Here is a 15,832-nt window from a genome sequence, read left to right as displayed (position 1 = left end):
TTTATCGTAGTACTTGATCTAGAACTTCTAAATTTTTTTCCATTAAGCTAAAATAGTCTTCGCCATTTTCGATATCTTCATCTGTTAATACGGAAAGATTGTGTAATGAGATAGCCTCTGCATGAATCTCCTCGCGGATAACCTCAGCAACCTTTGGTGTAACATTCTGTTCAAAAACGATATATTTAATTTCCTTTTCAGTAGCTAAATCAATTATTTCAATAAGATCTTTTTGTGATGGTTCATCACTAGAGGAAATACCGGAAATAGGAATTTGCGTAATTCCATAAGATTCTTCCCAGTAACCATAGGCAGCGTGGGATACAACCATTTCTGGATTTTCTTTAGTTTCTACTAAGCTATGAAAATCATGGTCTAGTTCTTCTAAATCAGCTTTCAATGTTTCATAGTTTTGTTCGAAAATATCGGATGCTTCAGGGTTAAGCTCTACAAGTGCATTTTTGATATTTTCTGCCAGTTTAACTGCTCGGTGCGGATCTAACCATATATGAGGGTCTAGGTCCCCGTGTTCATGTTCATGATGTTCATCTTGGCTTTCCTCTTCATGATCTTCGTTGCTAGACTCACTTTCATCTTCGTGGTTATGATCATGCTCTTCGTCATTAGATTCGCTCTCACTCTCGTGATTATGATCATGATCTTCGTCGCTGGATTCGCTCTCATCCACGTGATCATGTGCCTCGTCTTCTTCATGACCATGCTCGTGGTGATGTTCAATTGTTTCAATATCAACAGTAGCTTCAACAATCATGACATCTTCATCCTCTAATGCAGAGGAAATTTTTTCCGCATATGTTTCCATTCCTAAGCCATTAAATATGAATGCATCTGCTTTGGCGATTTCAACCATTTCTTTTGATGTCGGCTCATATGTATGGCTATCGGATCCTGGAGGAATAATGCTCTCTACCTCTACATAGTCGCCTCCAATTTTATTGACGAAGTCTTCAAGTGGATATAGTGTTGTATAAATTTTTAACGGGTCATCAGTTACAGAATCTTCTTGATTAGAACTCGAAGTATTGTTGCATGCACCTAATATGAAAGGAATAATCATAATTCCAAACAAAGCTGCTAGGTATTTTTTGTTCAATTTTATCGCTCCTTTTGATTTCATAATTCGAATTATATCGTAATGATTACGGTTTGTAAATAGTAATGATTACGATTTGTTTATTTCGGTTCATTATATGTATCTCAAATTAGAAGTATCCGTACTTTTTCTTGTTCATCATTTCTACTTTCATTCATAAGCTATAAAAAGGAAACTTGGAGGGATCCACCTTGAAGGAATCAAAGGAACTTACTAGGGCAATTGACGAAATTACTGAAATTGCATCTGAATTTGGTTTGGATTTTTATCCAATGCGTTACGAAATATGTCCTGCTGATATTATTTATACATTTGGCGCATACGGAATGCCGACACGTTTTTCTCATTGGAGCTTTGGGAAGCAATTTCATAAAATGAAACTTCAGTATGACTTAGGCTTAAGCCAAATCTATGAGCTAGTGATTAACTCAGATCCATGCTATGCATTTCTACTAGAATCAAATAGCCTAATTCAAAATAAACTCATCATTGCACATGTATTAGCGCATTGTGATTTCTTTAAAAATAATATCCGATTTACGAATACGAGAAGAGATATGGTAGAAAGCATGACAGCTACTGCTGAAAGGATAGCCAACTATGAGATGATTCACGGGAAAGAGGAAGTTGAAAAATTTCTCGATGCTGTATTATCCATTCAAGAGCATATCGATCCATCAATTGTGCGGTCTAAATTACCTTCTTATGAAACCGAGGAGGAGAGTAAGGATAAGCCAGTAGCCAAGTCTCCATATGACGACTTATGGGATTTAGATAAGGTGAAATCTGAAAAGCTACCAAAGGCAAAGGTTCGCAAAAAGTTTCCACCTAAACCAGAAAAAGATCTATTACTCTTCATTCAAGAATACAGTCGTGAGCTGGAAGACTGGCAGCGAGATATTTTAACGATGATGCGAGAAGAAATGCTTTACTTTTGGCCACAGCTAGAAACGAAAATCATGAACGAAGGCTGGGCTTCTTATTGGCACCAACTGATTCTCCGAGAAATGGATCTAACCTCAGAAGAAACGGTGGAGTTTGCAAAATTGAATGCAAGTGTCGTGCAACCATCCAAACAGCAAATAAATCCCTATTATCTCGGACTGAAGATATTTGAAGATATCGAAGAACGGTACAATAACCCAACGGATGAAATGAAAGAACGAGGTGTAGAACCTGGAACTGGAAGGGAAAAGATATTTGAAGTTCGTGAAATCGAATCCGACATATCTTTTATCCGAAATTATTTAACGAAAGACCTCGTGAAACAGGAGGATATGTACCTGTTTGAAAAGCAAGGGGAGTATTATCGTGTTACCGATAAAGACTATCAAAATGTCAGAGACCAGCTTGTATCGATGCGCGTGAATGGTGGGTTTCCGTATATCACGGTAGAGAATGGTGATTATATGCGGAATGGTGAGCTGTATTTGGAGCACAGTTATGAGGGAACGGAGCTTGATTTGAAATATCTAGAGAATGTGTTGCCTTATATTTACCAGCTATGGGGGCGGAAGGTTTATATGGAGACAGTTGTTGATGATAAAGAGGTTGTGTATTCGTTTAATGGGGATAAGGTTTATCGGAGGTTGTTGTAAGACAATAACTCTAAAATTGATATTCAGAGCTTATTATAATATAAGCTCTATTTTTTAATCACTAATGTAACGAGCGGTGACTCCTAATCAAATAAAACAAACATTAAATATCTAACTTTTACCATAATTAATTTGATATAATATAGTTAAATCAATGATGGAGGTGCTGTTATGAAGTGGTCTGAAGTACGAAATACTTTTCCAAACCAGATTGTACTAGTAGAAGCTTTAGAGACATCATTGGATCACAATGTTAGAACAGTCAATGAAATGGCTGTTGTATCAGAGTTTCACGATAATATGGAGGCTTGGCAAGAGTATAAAAAGATCCATAAACAAAACCCTGAAAAAGAACTGTATATCTTTCATACATCAAAGGACAATGCTGAAGTAATTGAACAGTTTTTTGCTGGTATAAGGGGAAGAACATGAAGATAAGGGTAGAGAAGGGGTTGCCAATAGCTGAGTTAAGAATAGATTATGGAAAGAAAAGTATGATTTTTAATAATGTATTAATTGATACTGGTTGTGCAGTTACAATTTTTGATACGGATATGATGGCTAAGATAGGCTTAATTATTGACTTTTCTCACGGTAGACCGAGGAGAATGTATGGCGTAGGCGGAAAAGGTGAAGTCTGTATAGAGCAAAAAGTAAATGGTTTGAGTATTGATCATCAAAGGTTGGATGATTTTAATTTACAATTAGGAATGGTACAAGAGATGTATGGTTTTGATGGTTTAGTAGGGTTGGATTTTATGCTGAAAACGGGAATGAACATTGACTTCAAGTCACTTAAAGTAAACTATAAGAATAATTAAACACACCTAGATAAGTTATTATCTTAGGTGTTTTATTTTTATATGATTTTATACTGATAAAATAACACCTATACGATATGAAGTCTGGGCTGCGTACTGGCATCAACTGATTCTTCGGGAAATGGACCTAACATCAGAAGAAACGGTGGAGTTTGCTAAATTGAATGTAAGCGTTGTTGCGCCATCCAAACAGCAAATAAACCCCTATTATCTTGGACTAAAGATCTTTGAAGACATTGAAGAACGTTATAACAACCCTACCGATGAAATAAAAGAACGCGGTGTGGAGCATGGAAAAGGAAGAGAGAAAATCTTTGAAGTACGTGAAATAGAATCAGATATTTCCTTTATCCGCAACTACTTAACCAAAGACCTAGTAAAACAAGAAGATATGTACCTTTTTGAAAAACAAGGTGAGTATTACCGGATTACCGATAAGGATTATGAAAATGTTAGGGATCAGTTAGTTTCGATGAGGGTAAATGGAGTTTTTCCATATATTACAGTAGAAAAGTTACAGTTGGGTACAAAGTGATGCTTTTATATTTACTGTTAAAGTATATGTTAGTTGTGTTGTTATTATTTTAGAGTGTTTTTAGTGTTTTACTCCCCATCAACCGAACACGTTGAAAAGAGATACTTTTCTTTTATGAATGTACAGTTTATCATTCGTATAGTAAAGCTGTAACAAATGGTGGAAAAACTACTAAACATTCTAGAAGTAGTGGTTCTTCACTTCCAACTAAGGATGCAGCATATTCTTCAAAAGACTTAATAGTTGATGGAAAAGTAAAACAAAGAAGGTATTATAATAGAGATGGGAAAGCGGATATGGATATTGATTATTTTCACGGAGGAGTAGGACACGTGTTTCCTCATAGACATTCCTGGAGTTGGAGTGGAAATACTCCAACAAGACTAGCCCCATAAATTGGAGGTACTGTAGTGAGTAAAATAGGCATTTCTTTTAATGTACCAATATCTTATAATAAAATATTTGATAGATTATTGGGAGACATTTTAGAAGTAGATTCATCATGGATCAAAGGTACTCAATTTGAATTATTATTTGAGGAAGTTGACACTAAAATTAATGATAGGTTGAAACAGCTTGATTAACTTCAAGTTCTAACTAATACACAAATGAAAGAGTTTGTTACTTTGGCAAATTATTTACCTATTATTGGAACGTTCTCTTGCTATTTTGATAAAGATGGAGAAAATAAATCAATTAAGTCTATGTTAGAGTTTGTAAACTCTTCATGTGATTTGTTAGTTTGTGTGGTGGATTCTGAAGAGATTATAGTATTATCCAAAGATAGTTCAATATTGACTAACTTTTTAGAGAAGTGTATAAAATGTAACTTTACTAATGTAAAGCATATAGATACAAAAAGAACATTCTGATTTAATATTTGATTAATTATACAAAGTTAATTATCATTAGACCTTAAACCCAAATCATCCCCACAATATATAAAGTGTGGGGATGATTTTTAAATCTCTATGATCTAATCTGCACATTCTCTTTCAATATGTGTAGTATGATAAAACCAGTTGTGTGTATTTGTTTAAAGAATTTTAAGATCAAACTTAGTAGTAATTATTTTCTTTTTAAAATGTGATTTGATGGCTTGTACCACTTATTCATTACTAACTTCCCTATACTCATAAAATCTTGGTAACGAATCGAAATAAATTCAATTCCGCCCCTATTACTGAAAATATGATTGGAGGATGATATGACAGTATCCTCTTTTAACAAGAATGTTTTGATACTATAAAAATGTTGTTAGTGCAATACCCTTTATTCCTTTAAACCGGGGTTTTGGATACACTAAAATTCGTCCAATGGATTGGAATAGTTAAAGAAAAACACCTATACGATACGAAGGCTGGGCGAGTTTTTGGCATCAACGGATTCTTCGGGAAATGGACTTGACTTCAGAAGAAACGGTGGAGTTTGCAAAATTGAATGCAAGTGTCGTGCAGCCGTCCAAGCAACAAATAAATCCCTATTAGCTCGGACTGAAGATATTTGAAGATATCGAAGAACGGTACAATAACCCAACGGAAGAAATGAAAGAACGTGGAGTGGAACCTGGTTCTGGAAGGGAAAAGATTTTTGAAGTTCGTGAAATCGAGTCGGACATATCTTTTATCAGGAATTACTTAACAAAGGACCTCGTGCAACAAGAGGATATGTATTTGTTTGAAAAACAGGGAGAGTATACCGGATTACCGATAAGGACTATGAAAATGTTAGAGACCAACTCGTTTCAATGAGAGTCAATGGTGGGTTTCCGTATATAACTGTTGAAAATGGCGATTATATGCGAAATGGTGAGTTGTATTTAGTGCATATTTATGAAGGAACAGAACTTGACCTCAAATACTTGGAGAATGTGTTGCCTTATATTTATCATCTGTGGGGTCGGAAGGTTTATATGGAGACGGTTGTGGATGATAAAGAGGTTGTGTATTCGTATAATGGGGATAAGGTTTATCGGAGGTTGTTATAACAAGTATTATAAAAGTAAGCTTGTAGAGAAAATCGAAAATTTTCTCTACAAGTGCTTGATATGGAAGCCCATTAATCTGACTTCTCATAAATATCAGTAGTAGATATAGAAATTATAGATTATTTTATTTTAATTCAACAATAATTTCCTCAAGCTGTATTTCTTTATAGTCTGCTTCACTGTCTATTGAACGATAATTAGCCTTTATTGGCTTGCCATTTTTATCATAGCCAATCGTGTCGTTATCTGATAGCTCAATGATTGGAGTTAAGATTAATTTATTAGCATTTGGGTCCACTTTATCAAAGGTGGCAATTGAGCTAACTAATATTTTTGTATCACCCAATCCTCGTCCATTTAATGTCTTATAACTGTTCCCTAAATTATCCTTAACTTCGACCGTGACAAATACATTATCCCAATTATTAGTGATTTCATAAGTCGCAGTATAACTGTAAGATAAAATAAATGACATCGGAGTTATGGATATATTATCTGCAGTAAATGTTATTCCGTCTTTTTCTGTTGTTTCATTTACCATGAGATTTTGTCTTTCAACTGCTTCTACATCAAATTGGAACTCCCAATTTCCTTCAAATACTGTACCTTGATTATTAGCTTCTGTCGATATGCTTTCAATGCGCCAGTCAACATTGATTTCATCTAACTCAAATGAACTTAGATGGTCAACTTCCATCACACTTATATATTTCCCATCTTCAATTCTTGATATCTTCTGACTGCTGCTCATTCCACTATCTCCAAATACTGGCATCCCGTTAACCCATGGATTTTCACCTAAGTCTTTATGAGTTTCAATCATGTAGGTAATATAGAGGGTTTTCCCGTCAAATATGGCATCATTTATACTTATTTTTATCCCATTACTTTCTTGAAGTAAATTCAGTTCCTCAGCATTTTTATCATATTCTACATAATTCCCATCACTACTAAAAAACTTGAAAATATTCCCTAGGAACGGTATATCGTCGGCATAAGCTGTAAAGGAAAGACCGAACATTGCGGAGAACATTACTCCAAATGTTACTATTGCTATTGATAGGGCTCTTTTCCATTTACTTTGCTTTTTTGTTTTTACAATTCTATGACTTAGTTGTTTAAACACTCTTTTCTTTTCAATATCCGAAACTTCTATTTTTTTATCATTGTCATGTACTTCAATATCATTAAATAGTTCATAGATATCTTTCACCTAAACTACCTCCTAAATAATAGTTTTTGGCTTGTTTATTCAACTTTTTACGACCTCTAAAAATCCTACTATCAACTGCTGATTTTGTTAAATTAAGCTTCTCGGAAATCTCTTCAGATCCCATATCTAGAAAATATCGCATTACTATAATTTTCTGGTCAACAGGATCTAGGGTACGATTAATTAATGCTAGAATTTCCTCCTTATTTTCAGCTTGGATAATCTTTTCTTCCACAGAAAAATCAGCTTGGAATTCTAAAAAGTCGGCTTCTACTTCATTATTTTTAATTGCTCTACGATAATAATCAATTGCCTTAAATCTAGCAATAGTAGCAACCCAATATTTAAAATTACTCGTATCACCTTTGAATTTTTTGGCATTATTCCAGATAGAGAGAAATATATCGTTAATACATTCTTCTAAAAGACCTTCATTTTGAATTGGTCCAAGTATCTTAAAAGAGATTCCTTTAACAAGAGGTAAATACTGATTTACGATATATTCTAGCGCATCCTCCTTTTCTTTTTGGAGGCGTTTGACAAAATTCTTATCATTAGATTTCATCTATAATTACTCCTTCTAAGACTTTGTAAAAGCTTTTACATAATATAAGACGATAAAATTTATATTTTTTTGCGAGATTTTCATAATTTCTTGTAATAGAGTAATTTTGTATTATTATAACACCTACACGATAAGAAGGCTGGGCATCTTACTGGCATCAACGTATCCTTCGTGAAATGGATCTAACCTCAGAAGAAACGGTGGAGTTTGCTAAACTTAACGCTAGTGTCGTGCAGCCGTCCAAGCAACAAATTAACCCATATTACCTCGGACTGAAGATATTTGAAGATATCGAAGAACGTTACAACAATCCAACGGATGAAATGAAAGAACGTGGAGTGGAACCTGGTTCTGGAAGGGAAAAGATTTTTGAAGTTCGTGAAATCGAATCCGACATTTCTTTTATCCGAAATTATTTAACGAAAGACCTCGTGAAACAGGAGGATATGTACCTGTTTGAAAAGCAAGGCGAATATTACCGTGTAACAGATAAAATACTATGAAAATGTCAGAGACCAGTTTGTTTCCATGCGTGTAAATGGTGGGTTTCCATATATCACAGTAGAAAATGGCGATTACATGCGAAATGGAGAACTTTATTTGGAGCATAATTATGAAGGAACGGAGTTAGATTTGAAATATTTAGAGAATGTGTTGCCATATATTTACCAGTTGTGGGGGCGGAAGGTCTATATGGAAACGGTTGTGGATGATAAAGAGGTTGTGTATTCGTATAATGGGGATAAGGTGTATCGGCGGTTGATGTGAAATAAAATAATCAATAACTTTATTGAAATATAGCTAGCCACTAAGCTCTATTTTTCATGTGTGCCCGGCATGGGTCTAGGCCCTAGGGTGAAAGTCTTGAACAGTGAAGGCATTAGTAGCTGTAGCTTAAGACAAGGCTATTTAGAGCGACCTACATGGCTAAAGGAAGTCGGCTTCAAACTTCTGCTCCGAGGAACACGAACCCCATACAAGGCTAGGTGGATGGAAGGAAAGTTTATACTCTTACTCGTGGAGAATCTGTTGGAACGCTGTGACAACTCGGTAAAAAAGACCATAAAGTCAAAATATCTAAAACGCCCGATACAAAGGTTTAAGTCTAAAGTCAGAGAATTAACTTCTAGAAAAGAATACACGGAAATGGAAGAACGAATCCGCAAACTTAACCTATATCTCGTTGGATCTCTAGGGTATTAAAAACTCCTTCACGCACCGTCCATATTAAAGAAGCTTGAATGATGGATAAAGCATATTCATATTTTGTCATCTCCAGGAAATTAACCAAAACATAATCGTATTCGAGTTAAATTGTTGCCATAAAAAAAGGGTATAAGGTAATGTAATATCTTATACTCTCTTATGAACTAACTATTTCTCTATCAACCATCTTAAAAAAATTTATAAACTAATTGCTTTGTTTTTTCAACAGTTTTATAATTTCATCTAACTTTTCCTCAATTCTTAGAGCGCTAATTTTCTCAGCTTTGGAATTTGTAACCATTCTCCGAACAAAAAGAGTGAATGAAATTATAAATAACAGGATTAAAACTATCATTATAGTAAGATAAATTATTTCTAGCAAAGATAAAACTCCCTTTATTTTGTTTATATTTCTATAGTAACACAATATAATAGTATTCTTTTGTAATAAAAATGAAATAATAATTGTTTGATTCCGGACCCTTATTTATAAAATTTCTTCTCACCGCTTAAGTAAATACTTGTTCTCAGTTAGAAATTGTTCTTGCTCGCCCTTCCTTAAGGAAAATAAGCGAAATAAAATATATACTTTATTTCGCTTATTTAAACAAAAAATGTTAAATTAACATAAATTAATCGGCTACTGCAGCACCATAAATATTGCCAGTTTGAGTTGCACCTACATATACTTCAGCATTAAATGAATTGTAAACAATACCAGCCCATCTAATTCCAAATACACTTTCTACATATGCCTTTGTATAAATTTCACTATATTTGTAGCCACCTATAAAAAGTGGTCGTTCACTTCCACGGTTAACCACATCTATATTTAATGTTGATCCCCAAAAGTGTCTTTTAAAGTCACCATCTCCAAATGTTGCTTGAACATCTGAACCATTAAATTGCCATTGTCCTTCCGCTTCAAGGGTAAACAATTTTCCACCTGCACCGTTATATGCAGTAGCAGTAGTGCTTTTTAGCGGTGTATGTTCATATGGAATTTCTGACATAATTTGCAGTTGATCTGTGGAATTAGTATGTCCGATGTTATTAATTGATTTTGTTTTATTTTCCAAAATCATTATTCCGCCTTTACCTAAATACAAATCTATAGTACCGTTTTCAGTATCAAAGGTTTTGAAAAATTCATCCTCTGAATTTACGTTATTATGTTTTTTTCTTTCATAATATCGTTTACAACTAGAGTGTTCCTTCTGTTTTTAGAACTAGCTACGTCTTCAGGATATATGTCCTTCATCGATAAGTTCGATTCGTCAATTTCTTGAGGCATTGGATTATCTTTGTAATAACTATTAATTAATACCTTGATGTCTTCAAAAGTAACAGTTTGTTTTTTACTTTTCTCCAATGCAGTTATTTTTCCTTTAAGCTGGTTTAGGTTAGTAGAAAAATACTTGTCTGCTCTCTCAATTAATTCTTTCTTCTCTTTAGTTTGTTCAGCTTGCACAGGAGTTTGCAGAAATGAAAATAAAAATCCTAAAGCAATGATTAAAAATACATTTTTTTTCTTCAAAATTATTCTCCCAAGTATTCTAGTGTTATTTTTTCAAACTAATAGAAATGCCTCTCTGTCTCCTCCCATTTATTTTTTATTCTGGGTGACTGTTAGTTATGTAATTAAACCTTAACATTATAAATACATTATTTGTATTGGGAAAGTTGTGATCCATTAATCGACTAAAAACCACATTTTGTAATCCTGGTTTCCCCATAGTTTAAATATTGTTTTTATTGTGAAAAATATCCACCAAAACTGCTAACTTCATTCCACTAAAAATTTGATATCAAAGGTTTGTAGTAAAGGAAATAACATCGTAATCAACATGTATAACTTGTGTTAAAATAAGAATTTATTCATGTTTAGCAAACGACTGAGGTTAGTAGACTAAATATGAACAGATTCAATGGCGATTTTAAATGGGATATAAATTCGTATATTGATATACCTATATATTTCTTTACATTAGTTTAGGCAGGTCATCTGATTCAACGTACATGCGAAATGGAGAGCTTTATTTAGAGCACAATCATGAAGGAACGGAGCTTGATCTGAAGTATTTGGAAAATGTGTTGCAGTATATTCACAAGCTATGGGGACGGAAGGTTTATATGGAAACGGTTGTGGATGATAAAGAGGTTGTGTATTCTTATAATGGGGATAGGGTTTATCGGAGGTTGCTTTAGAATTTATATGTATAAAGTTTTGTTGGATAAATAGAGCTTGAGCACTTATATCAAGCTCTATTTTTATTACCAAAAAATAACTAAAATGATGGTATAATAAAAGAAAAGAGGAGGAATCAAAATGAAATGGCAAGAAGTAAGAGAATTGTACCCAAGTCAGTTTGTTTTAGTTTCCATACTTGATTATCATTTAGAAGGTGATAAGAAAATTGCAGATGAAGTTGCACCTATACGTACAATACCAGAAGAAGAGGTAAATAAAGAGTTTTTTAGGGTAGAAGAAGGTAATATTGTATATCATACGTCCAATGATAATCTGGTCATTCATTTACGAAGAGACCCAATGATTAGGGTGAGTCTATAATAAAAATCTCATTACAAAATAAAATACATCGTCATCACTAATTTGATACAATGTAGTTAATCCACGATAGTTAAAAATAAATCAGTAACGTATGATAGAGTATTATACAATGATTACGATTTTGATTTTGAGCTATCGATACATAGATAGTAAGAGCAATAAAATTAAGTACTTATACTAAGCGAAGGAGGAGAAGCTAATTAATCACCATAAAAATAACAATCAAGTATTGGAAATATGGCAACCAACAACAGTATTAAAAAGTGAGTATACACATCGAATGCATTTTAAAGAGATACTAAGGCACAACGAGTATCTAAAGATTACTTTAGAGGATAATCATGGCAATGAGGTTGATGTTATATATGATGATCCCGACAAAGTATGTCCTTTAGAGTATTTTGTTTGGAGCTTCCGACATAATACGGAATGTGGCAGTATTCATTTACCCCGGCCAGAAATTGATAAAACAAATAAGAAAATAGATGAAAAATCTGCGTACTTTTGTAAGATGAGGAACTCTAATTACATTAAACAGTTTGATAGTAATCCTATTGCAAACCGAGAACTTTTTCCTGAAGTCGAACATCATCTTTACATTACCGGAGATGAAATATTCGAGGTTATTTCAAATTATGAACCAAGGTTTGTAGCAAGGGAAAAATAATAAGCCCCTCATTTTTGAGAGGCTCATTATTTTTTGAAAACTCTTGGCTATACCAGGTGTTCTGGAAAGCTTATTTACCTTAAGCTTTTTGACCTATTCTTGCTTTGGAATCTCTACATTCCATTCAAACTCCTCACCAATTGATAATCTACGAATATGGGCTGTGATCTCTTCTTTACCTTCTATAAAGCCTTTGGCTATTCCAAATGTAAGGATGTCATTTTCTAGTTCATCACCAGAAGAAAGTTGATGATGTTCTGCTGAAAGCAAGTCGTGTTCTTTTGCAGATTCTCCATGATTATCTACAGCAGAAATGATATTTAGGGAATCACTCCTCTCATTGTGCTTTTCGGGAGTAATACTAGAGATGTTGAGTTGAGAAGAACCATTCGAATTAACTTTTTCAGTCGAAATACCGACAGTCAATCCTTTATCGTCAAAGGTTAAGCTTCTTAAAATGATGTTGGTATTATAAACATTGTCAACTCCTACCTTCATGGTTTCTTCAACTGGATCACCAAAAACACTTCCTTCATATTCCGAAACATCAATAGGTATATCAATTGTGTCTTCTTTTTCTATCATAGATAAATAGTCGAATTCCATGGATACACTTTCTGTCGTTAATTCAGTAATTTCTATTACAAATTCATTTTCATGAAGGTCAATAATTCTTTCTTTTATAGGAATCCTATCCCCGTTGTTCAATGTTATTGTACCATGAAGGTTCTCAATTTCCTGCCCCATTTCAGATTCAATCGAACCGTAAATATACCCTTTATCGGCTCCTTTATCATATCTTTCTAAAACGATCGTGGAGTTCATTGTTTCTCTCCATTCCTTTAAATAGGAAGAAGAAATTTCCTGATTCCCATAAGCTACAGGTAATTGAATCTCAGGTAACGTAACCTCATTATGATACAAGTCAATTGAGAAGGTTGTTGTTAATTGCTCTCGACCTGCTAATTGCTTTGCATCCTCCAGCGTAATTGTTGATACGCGATAGACTTTACTATTGAACACATCGTTAAAAACGACGCCACTCCAAGGGCTTGGGGAATCTGTTTTTAGCTTTATTGTGGAGTCATTTTCCTTGTGTAAAAGGAAATCGTAAAGAACTCCAGTTTCTAAATTATTTGTTACGATTTCATCATCCGAGAGATCCATGCTATAAAACAAATGAATTTTATCTTCGTGATACCAGGCTTTATCGATGTAGAGGAAAACATCGTTATTTAACGGATATTTTTGATTGATTTCTACTACTTGATTTAATTCTTCAGCTATCCTCAATCCGGGAATAGTGGATTGATAAAAGGCATCTACATCAATTATACTTTCTGCTGATATCCAGTTGGACCAATCTGTATTTTCTTCTGGTTTAGAATCTATTATTTCTTCCTCATCGCTTGTGGAAAAGAAAGGAGATTCCCCTTGATAAATCTGAATTCCAACGATAAATAACCCAATGACGATTGCAGCTGTTAATGTTTGTAGTATCCAATGTTTCTTCCATCGATTGTTTCTTTTTTGGTTAACTGGTTGGTGCAAAATAGAATGAAGCATTCTCTTTTTTTGCTCTGGTTTTATTTTGGTTTGTGGCATGGATTCAAGCTCTTTATCCAGATTATCTTTATTCATGGAATTTGCCTCCTAACCTTTTCTTTAATGCTTTTTTGGAACGATAATACGTCGAGCGTGTTTTACTTTCACTCCAGCCTAAAGCTTCTGCTGTCTCTTGCACAGAACACACGTTAATTCCGCGCATGATTAGTACGTCCCTGTAGCTAGCTTTTAAGGATAGAATTGCTTCATATAGCTCATTATGTTCTTCTTTTAGTTGTAGCAGCTGTTCTGGTGTCTCCACTGTGTTGGGTTCATGATGAGCTCTAAAAGGTATAAGTGATTTCCACTTCTTACGATTTCTCCTTCTGACTTCATCAACTGCCAAGTTTTTTGCTATACTATATAACCATGTTCTTGGGCTTGAATTTTCTTGAAAAGTTTCTATCCCTTTCATAGCACGAATAAAAACTTCTTGAACTAAATCCTCCACATCTGTATTTCCAAGACGATAGATGAAGAAGTTATACATTTCATCACTATATTGGTAAAACCAGTCTGTGATAATTTTTTCTTTATCCATAGTACGAAACTTCCCCTCTGATTGAACTCGCAACTATATCCCGCATACAACTGACAGGCAACTATAAACGCGACATCAATTCACTTCACTTTATTAGACGATGTAGGTTCAAAAATATCGCATCATAATGAAAAAAATAAATTTTTAGTGATATATAGACAATATAAAAGTAGAAATAGGCTTTCATATACAAGAAAGGCGGAGTAAATTGACTCCTGTACCTGTAGAGTAAATATAATGACTAGGTAGTTTCTAATCGTATATAATTCCTAAACCTGTTCAAACTAGAACAAGTACGAACAAAGTCTAGGAGGACTTAAGCTTGAATAGAAAAAAGCAGAGAATAAGATTAACTTCAGCAGAACTAGCTAATCTTTGGACGCAATATATTAATGATACAATGTCCATTTGTGTTATCCGTTACTTTTTGAAAACAGTGAAGGATAAAGATACAAAGGACATTTTAAAATACAGTCTAAATTTAGCAGAGTCTCATGTTTCTCAAATTAAAACCTATTATAAGCAGGAAAATTATCCAATTCCGGTTGGCTTCACAAAAGACGATGTGAATTACGATGCACCACCATTGTTTTCGGATACATTTGTTCTCGTGTACATGCATATTATGACACTCCATGGTCTGACAGGCTATGCAGGAGCAGTAGGGACTTCTACTCGGGAAGATCAAGTGGACTATTTTATTCAATGCAATACAGATACGATGAAATTATATAAGATGATTATAAAAGTAATGTTAGATAAGGGGATTATTACAAAACCACCAACCTTTCATCCAGATGAGAAGGTTGACTTTGTCAAGGAACAACGGTTTCTTAACGGTTGGTTTGGAGGAAAACGACCGTTGAGTGCAATTGAGCTGAGTGGTCTTTATTACAACTTACAAAAAAATATTGTAAAAATTGTATTGGAAATAGGGTTTAGTCAAGTTGTCCAATCGAAACAAATTCGCAAGTACATTCAGCGTGGAGAAAAAATATGTGATAAACAGTTTAACTTATTGGCTTCTATTTTATCAGAAAGTAATTTACCATACCCTCAAAAATGGGATTCAGAAGTTACGAAATCTACCCAATCCCCTTTTAGTGATAAACTATTGCTCTTCCATATTGTAACATTAATATCGGCAGCGTCTGGTTATTATGGTGCAGCATTAGCTGTATCGCAAAGGAGAGATTTGGCGTTAAAGTATGAAAAATTAATTATCGATATAATGAAATACGCGGAAGACGGAATAAATATCATGATTGAACAGGGATGGTTTGAACAGCCGCCACTAGCTGCTGATCGTAATGCTTTGGCAGAAAAGGGAGCAGAAGAATAGTACATTCTTTAAAGTGAGCTTAATGATTATATTAAGCTCACTTATTTTGGTATGATGGTGCTGTTA

General features: G+C 34.1%; 17 protein-coding genes and 4 pseudogenes. 13 read left to right on the top strand and 8 right to left on the bottom strand.

Going from position 1 to position 15,832, the window contains the following annotated elements; translation table 11 throughout:
• Window position 1 precedes the first annotated feature (1 nt).
• Window positions 2-1,114, bottom strand: a complete 1,113-nt coding sequence (locus tag BMX40_RS09250) for a metal ABC transporter solute-binding protein, Zn/Mn family (protein WP_342028677.1) — start codon at window positions 1,112-1,114, stop codon at window positions 2-4.
• A gap of 191 nt (window positions 1,115-1,305) precedes the next feature.
• On the opposite strand from BMX40_RS09250, the gene BMX40_RS09245 reads away from it, so the two are divergent.
• The 7 genes and pseudogenes from BMX40_RS09245 to BMX40_RS09220 form a co-directional block, all read left to right on the top strand.
• On the top strand, window positions 1,306-2,712 hold the full coding sequence (locus tag BMX40_RS09245; protein ID WP_090869105.1) for a SpoVR family protein: 1,407 nt from the start codon (window positions 1,306-1,308) through the stop codon (window positions 2,710-2,712).
• A 171-nt stretch (window positions 2,713-2,883) separates the two neighbouring features.
• Window positions 2,884-3,144 (top strand): hypothetical protein, encoded by a 261-nt coding sequence (locus BMX40_RS09240; protein WP_090869103.1) that lies wholly within the window; start codon window positions 2,884-2,886, stop codon window positions 3,142-3,144.
• Window positions 3,141-3,533: a pepsin/retropepsin-like aspartic protease family protein gene (locus BMX40_RS09235; protein WP_090869101.1), complete on the top strand. Its 393-nt coding sequence runs from the start codon at window positions 3,141-3,143 to the stop codon at window positions 3,531-3,533. Before BMX40_RS09240 ends, BMX40_RS09235 begins: the two co-directional genes overlap by 4 nt.
• A gap of 58 nt (window positions 3,534-3,591) precedes the next feature.
• Window positions 3,592-4,044 (top strand): annotated as a pseudogene (locus tag BMX40_RS09230) (SpoVR family protein); the annotation flags it as partial.
• Window positions 4,045-4,478: 434 nt separating this feature from the next.
• Window positions 4,479-4,652: a hypothetical protein gene (locus BMX40_RS20210; protein WP_170840730.1), complete on the top strand. Its 174-nt coding sequence runs from the start codon at window positions 4,479-4,481 to the stop codon at window positions 4,650-4,652.
• 15 nt (window positions 4,653-4,667) lie between these two features.
• Window positions 4,668-4,940: pseudogene (locus tag BMX40_RS20925) on the top strand (DUF2691 family protein); the annotation flags it as partial.
• Window positions 4,941-5,405: 465 nt separating this feature from the next.
• Window positions 5,406-6,055, top strand: a pseudogene (locus BMX40_RS09220) (SpoVR family protein); the annotation flags it as partial.
• 124 nt (window positions 6,056-6,179) lie between these two features.
• Here BMX40_RS09220 and BMX40_RS09215 read toward each other — a convergent pair.
• Both BMX40_RS09215 and BMX40_RS09210 read right to left on the bottom strand, forming a co-directional pair.
• Window positions 6,180-7,268, bottom strand: coding sequence for a DUF4179 domain-containing protein (locus tag BMX40_RS09215; RefSeq protein WP_090869094.1), 1,089 nt, complete (start codon window positions 7,266-7,268; stop codon window positions 6,180-6,182).
• Window positions 7,252-7,833: a sigma-70 family RNA polymerase sigma factor gene (locus tag BMX40_RS09210; protein WP_090869092.1), complete on the bottom strand. Its 582-nt coding sequence runs from the start codon at window positions 7,831-7,833 to the stop codon at window positions 7,252-7,254. The genes BMX40_RS09215 and BMX40_RS09210 overlap by 17 nt, the downstream gene beginning before the upstream one ends.
• 134 nt (window positions 7,834-7,967) lie before the next feature.
• On the opposite strand from BMX40_RS09210, the pseudogene BMX40_RS09205 reads away from it, so the two are divergent.
• Window positions 7,968-8,601, top strand: a pseudogene (locus BMX40_RS09205) (SpoVR family protein); the annotation flags it as partial.
• Window positions 8,602-8,670: 69 nt separating this feature from the next.
• Entirely contained in the window at window positions 8,671-9,036 is a 366-nt protein-coding gene (locus BMX40_RS20920) for a group II intron maturase-specific domain-containing protein (RefSeq protein ID WP_139177929.1), read from the top strand.
• A gap of 208 nt (window positions 9,037-9,244) precedes the next feature.
• On the opposite strand, the gene BMX40_RS09195 is transcribed toward BMX40_RS20920, so the two are convergent.
• The 3 genes from BMX40_RS09195 to BMX40_RS09185 all read right to left on the bottom strand — a co-directional run bounded on the left by BMX40_RS09195 (window position 9,245) and on the right by BMX40_RS09185 (window position 10,576).
• On the bottom strand, window positions 9,245-9,421 hold the full coding sequence (locus BMX40_RS09195; protein ID WP_268801949.1) for a DUF4083 family protein: 177 nt from the start codon (window positions 9,419-9,421) through the stop codon (window positions 9,245-9,247).
• 250 nt (window positions 9,422-9,671) lie between these two features.
• Window positions 9,672-10,118 (bottom strand): hypothetical protein, encoded by a 447-nt coding sequence (locus tag BMX40_RS09190; RefSeq protein WP_139177928.1) that lies wholly within the window; start codon window positions 10,116-10,118, stop codon window positions 9,672-9,674.
• 83 nt (window positions 10,119-10,201) lie between these two features.
• Entirely contained in the window at window positions 10,202-10,576 is a 375-nt protein-coding gene (locus tag BMX40_RS09185; protein ID WP_090869086.1) for a hypothetical protein, read from the bottom strand.
• A gap of 482 nt (window positions 10,577-11,058) precedes the next feature.
• Here BMX40_RS09185 and BMX40_RS09180 point away from each other — a divergent pair, with 482 nt between their 5' ends.
• From BMX40_RS09180 to BMX40_RS09170, 3 genes are all read left to right on the top strand, one after another.
• Window positions 11,059-11,247, top strand: coding sequence for a hypothetical protein (locus BMX40_RS09180; RefSeq protein ID WP_090869084.1), 189 nt, complete (start codon window positions 11,059-11,061; stop codon window positions 11,245-11,247).
• A gap of 121 nt (window positions 11,248-11,368) precedes the next feature.
• Window positions 11,369-11,611, top strand: a complete 243-nt coding sequence (locus BMX40_RS09175) for a hypothetical protein (RefSeq protein ID WP_090869082.1) — start codon at window positions 11,369-11,371, stop codon at window positions 11,609-11,611.
• Between the two features lie 229 nt (window positions 11,612-11,840).
• Entirely contained in the window at window positions 11,841-12,278 is a 438-nt protein-coding gene (locus tag BMX40_RS09170; RefSeq protein ID WP_170840729.1) for a hypothetical protein, read from the top strand.
• A gap of 93 nt (window positions 12,279-12,371) precedes the next feature.
• Here the strand turns inward: BMX40_RS09170 and BMX40_RS09165 are convergent, their stop codons facing one another.
• Together BMX40_RS09165 and BMX40_RS09160 are read right to left on the bottom strand one after the other, a co-directional pair.
• Window positions 12,372-13,919: a hypothetical protein gene (locus tag BMX40_RS09165; protein ID WP_090869078.1), complete on the bottom strand. Its 1,548-nt coding sequence runs from the start codon at window positions 13,917-13,919 to the stop codon at window positions 12,372-12,374.
• Window positions 13,912-14,424, bottom strand: a complete 513-nt coding sequence (locus BMX40_RS09160) for an RNA polymerase sigma factor (RefSeq protein ID WP_090869076.1) — start codon at window positions 14,422-14,424, stop codon at window positions 13,912-13,914. The genes BMX40_RS09165 and BMX40_RS09160 overlap by 8 nt, the downstream gene beginning before the upstream one ends.
• 322 nt (window positions 14,425-14,746) lie before the next feature.
• Between BMX40_RS09160 and BMX40_RS09155 the strand changes: the two genes are divergently transcribed.
• On the top strand, window positions 14,747-15,766 hold the full coding sequence (locus BMX40_RS09155; protein WP_090869074.1) for a DUF3231 family protein: 1,020 nt from the start codon (window positions 14,747-14,749) through the stop codon (window positions 15,764-15,766).
• Window positions 15,767-15,832: the final 66 nt, after the last annotated feature.

This window comes from Oceanobacillus limi (assembly GCF_900111445.1).
In the GTDB taxonomy this organism is placed as follows: Bacteria; Bacillota; Bacilli; order Bacillales; family Amphibacillaceae; genus Ornithinibacillus; species Ornithinibacillus limi.
The sequence above is the reverse complement of the archived record's forward strand: the minus strand, read 5'-3'. Positions and strand labels throughout refer to the sequence as shown.

Excerpts from the sequence above, each read along its gene's own strand:
- BMX40_RS09240 (WP_090869103.1), top strand. The coding sequence starts at position 2,884 with ATGAAGTGGTCTGAAGTACGAAATACTTTTCCAAACCAGATTGTACTA.
- BMX40_RS09235 (WP_090869101.1), top strand. The coding sequence starts at position 3,141 with ATGAAGATAAGGGTAGAGAAGGGGTTGCCAATAGCTGAGTTAAGAATA.
- BMX40_RS09210 (WP_090869092.1), bottom strand. The coding sequence starts at position 7,833 with ATGAAATCTAATGATAAGAATTTTGTCAAACGCCTCCAAAAAGAAAAG.
- BMX40_RS20920 (WP_139177929.1), top strand. The coding sequence starts at position 8,671 with ATGGGTCTAGGCCCTAGGGTGAAAGTCTTGAACAGTGAAGGCATTAGT.
- BMX40_RS09180 (WP_090869084.1), top strand. The coding sequence starts at position 11,059 with ATGCGAAATGGAGAGCTTTATTTAGAGCACAATCATGAAGGAACGGAG.
- BMX40_RS09175 (WP_090869082.1), top strand. The coding sequence starts at position 11,369 with ATGAAATGGCAAGAAGTAAGAGAATTGTACCCAAGTCAGTTTGTTTTA.
- BMX40_RS09165 (WP_090869078.1), bottom strand. The coding sequence starts at position 13,919 with ATGAATAAAGATAATCTGGATAAAGAGCTTGAATCCATGCCACAAACC.
- BMX40_RS09160 (WP_090869076.1), bottom strand. The coding sequence starts at position 14,424 with ATGGATAAAGAAAAAATTATCACAGACTGGTTTTACCAATATAGTGAT.